The sequence below is a fragment of the Saccharomonospora iraqiensis subsp. iraqiensis genome, assembly GCF_000430445.1.
GTDB lineage: Bacteria > Actinomycetota > Actinomycetes > Mycobacteriales > Pseudonocardiaceae > Saccharomonospora > Saccharomonospora iraqiensis.
The window spans coordinates 14,098-16,774 of sequence record NZ_KE387065.1 but is presented as its reverse complement, the minus strand read 5'-3'; the positions used below and the strand labels follow the sequence as shown (position 1 = coordinate 16,774).

3 protein-coding genes are annotated in these 2,677 nt (G+C 73.7%); 1 reads left to right on the top strand and 2 read right to left on the bottom strand.

Annotated elements, in window-relative coordinates; translation table 11 throughout:
- Positions 1 to 635, bottom strand: a 635-nt coding sequence (locus ACTIR_RS0106270) for a PfkB family carbohydrate kinase (protein ID WP_026453617.1), incomplete at its 3' end; no start/stop codon positions are given.
- A 127-nt stretch (positions 636 to 762) separates the two neighbouring features.
- Positions 763 to 1,338 (bottom strand): TetR/AcrR family transcriptional regulator, encoded by a 576-nt coding sequence (locus ACTIR_RS0106265; protein ID WP_026453616.1) that lies wholly within the window; start codon positions 1,336 to 1,338, stop codon positions 763 to 765.
- Between the two features lie 99 nt (positions 1,339 to 1,437).
- Between ACTIR_RS0106265 and ACTIR_RS0106260 the strand changes: the two genes are divergently transcribed.
- A complete protein-coding gene (locus tag ACTIR_RS0106260) occupies positions 1,438 to 2,598 on the top strand; it encodes an acyl-CoA dehydrogenase family protein (RefSeq protein WP_026453615.1) in 1,161 nt (386 codons plus the stop codon).
- Positions 2,599 to 2,677: the final 79 nt, after the last annotated feature.

Here is a 2,677-nt window from a genome sequence, read left to right as displayed (position 1 = left end):
ACCCCGCCGGCGCGGACGGTCCCGGGCCCGCCCGCCAGCCAGTCCGCGTCCTCGATCGAGAGCTTGAGCAGCCGCACCGACGGCAGCCACGCGGCGAACCGCGCCCGGTAGGCGGCCGGGTCGGCGATCAGGCCGGGCCGGATGTTCGGGTCGAGTGCGGTGAGCACGCCGCGGTCGTGCTCACGCCGCAGCACCGCCTCGTACGCCCGCGCCCCCGGATCGAGGAGCATGCCCAGCGTGCCCACCGACAGCGCCGTCGTGTCCGGGGGCAGTGGCCCGGGGTCGGTGATCAGCCGGTCGGCCGTGCCCTCGACGTAGAAGCGGTACTCCGCCCCGGCGTCGTCGTCCAACGTCACCACGGCCAGCGACGTCGGCTCGGGCCCACGCCGCACCAGCGAGGTGTCCACACCGGACTCCTCCAGCCTGCGGAGCAGCGCGTCGCCGAACCGGTCGGTCGACAGGCGGGACAGGAACGCCGTGGGCACCCCGAGTCGGCCCGCCGCGAGCGCGACGTTGTACGGCCCGCCGCCGAGACGCGGCGCGAGCAGGTCCGATGTGGACCCCACTCCGCCGACACCGCCCCCCGCACGCACGGGAACCAGGTCGACGAGCGCCTCACCCGCGGAAACCAGCACGCCCACGGATCCTACCGGGCAGGTGTGCCGTGAAGGGGTCCTTCACTGCGTCGGATGCAGGGAAGGAGGCCTTCACGGCACCACACGCAGCGAAGGGGTCCTTCACGGCACACCTCGGCGGGGGCGGTCACTGCGTCACCCCGTCGAGGAGGAGCTCGCCGAGGGCGGTGAAGGCCTCGGCGTCGGAGACGCCGGTGCGGGTGCGGACCGCGCCCGTCTGGATGCTCTCGATGAGCACCGCGGCCAGTTCCGCGATCAGCCCGGCGTGCACCTCGCGGAACACCCCCTGCCGGACGCCGTCGGCGATGAACCGCCGGATCCGGGACGCCGCGGCCTCGGAGTTCAGCTCGTACACCGCCCGGGCGGGCTCGAAGGACGCGACGTCGGCCATGAACACGGGCGAGGCCCGGTCCAGCTCGGCGGCCACCCCCGCCAGGTAGGTGCGCACGGTCTCCCGGGCGTCGGTGATCCCGGCGATGCGCTGCTCGATGCGCTCGGCCGCGCCCTTGAAGAACCGGGCGACGACCTTCACCGCGAGCTGTTCCTTGCTCGGCGCGAGGGCGTACAGCGTCGTCTTCGAACAGCGCAGGCGCGCGGCCAGGTCGTCGAGGGTGAACGAGACGAACCCCTCCGCGAGGAACAACTCCTCCAGCTCGTCGAGCACGGCCAGTTGCCGCCGGGTCGGCGATCGGCTCGGTCGCATACCGGAACACTACGCGGACGCCGCGACAGTACTGACAGGCGAACCACAGTACTATTCTCAGTATCGTCACCGTCCGCCGACGTCCGACCGGAGGCACCGATGCCCGTCCCGCGCCTGCTCCCGTCCACCGAGGCCGAGGACCTGCTCGCACTCACCCGCGAGATCGCCCGCGACGAACTGGCGCCCCGCGCCGCCGAGTACGAGGAGGCGGCCCGGTTCCCCCGCGAGCAGTTCCGGGTGCTCGGCGAGGCCGGACTGCTGGGCCTGCCGTACCCGGAGCGCTGGGGTGGCGGCGCGGTGCCGTACGAGGTCTACCTGCAGGTGCTGGAGGAGGTCGCCGCGGCGTGGATGTCGGTGGGCGTGGGCCTGTCGGTGCACACGATGTCCTGCTTCGCCCTGGCCCACCACGGCACCGACGCACAGCGCGACCGCTGGCTGCCCGCCATGCTGGAGGGCGGTCTGCTGGGGGCCTACGCGCTGTCCGAGACGCAGGCGGGCTCGGACGCCGCCGCCCTGGCCACCCGCGCCCGGCGGGAGGACGACGTCTACGTCGTCACCGGGGCGAAGGCGTGGACGACCCACGGCGGGCAGGCGGACTACTACACGACGATGGTGCGAACCTCCGGCAGCCCCGACGCCCCGGACCGCGGCAGGGGCGTGAGCTGCCTGCTCGTGGACGCGGACACACCCGGCCTGACAGCGGCCCCCGCCGAGCGCAAGATGGGCCTGACCGGCTCGACCACCGCGCAGATGCTGTTCGACGAGGCCCGGGTGGACGCCGACCGGCTGATCGGTGCCGAGGGCGACGGCCTGAAGATCGCGCTGTCGTCCCTGGCCTCGGGCAGGCTCGGGATCGCGGCCTGCTCCGTCGGGCTGGCGCAGGCGGCGCTCGACGAGGCCGTGGCCTACGCCGAGGGCCGGACCCAGTTCGGCAAGCCGATCATCGACTTCCAGGGGCTGGAGTTCCTGCTCGCCGACATGGCCGCCGCCGTCGACTCCGCCCGCGCCACCTACCTCGACGCCGCCCGCCGCCGTGACCGCGGCATGCCGTTCGGGCGGCAGTCGTCGGTGGCCAAGCTCGTGGCCACCGACGCCGCCATGCAGGTCACCACGGACGCCGTGCAGGTGCTGGGGGGCGCGGGCTACACCCGCGACTTCCCGGTGGAACGCTACCTCCGGGAGGCGAAGGTCCCGCAGATCTTCGAGGGCACCAACCAGATCCAGCGGATGCTCATCGCCCGGGACCTGCGCTCGTCCTGACCCGCACCCCGGCCCGTCCCGCCCGGCCCGGCACGGCACACGACCGGTCGGGCCGGGCGGACACCGCCTACGCCGGTCC

Coding starts and splice junctions, on each gene's coding strand:
- ACTIR_RS0106265 (WP_026453616.1), bottom strand. CDS start 1,338: ATGCGACCGAGCCGATCGCCGACCCGGCGGCAACTGGCCGTGCTCGAC.
- ACTIR_RS0106260 (WP_026453615.1), top strand. CDS start 1,438: ATGCCCGTCCCGCGCCTGCTCCCGTCCACCGAGGCCGAGGACCTGCTC.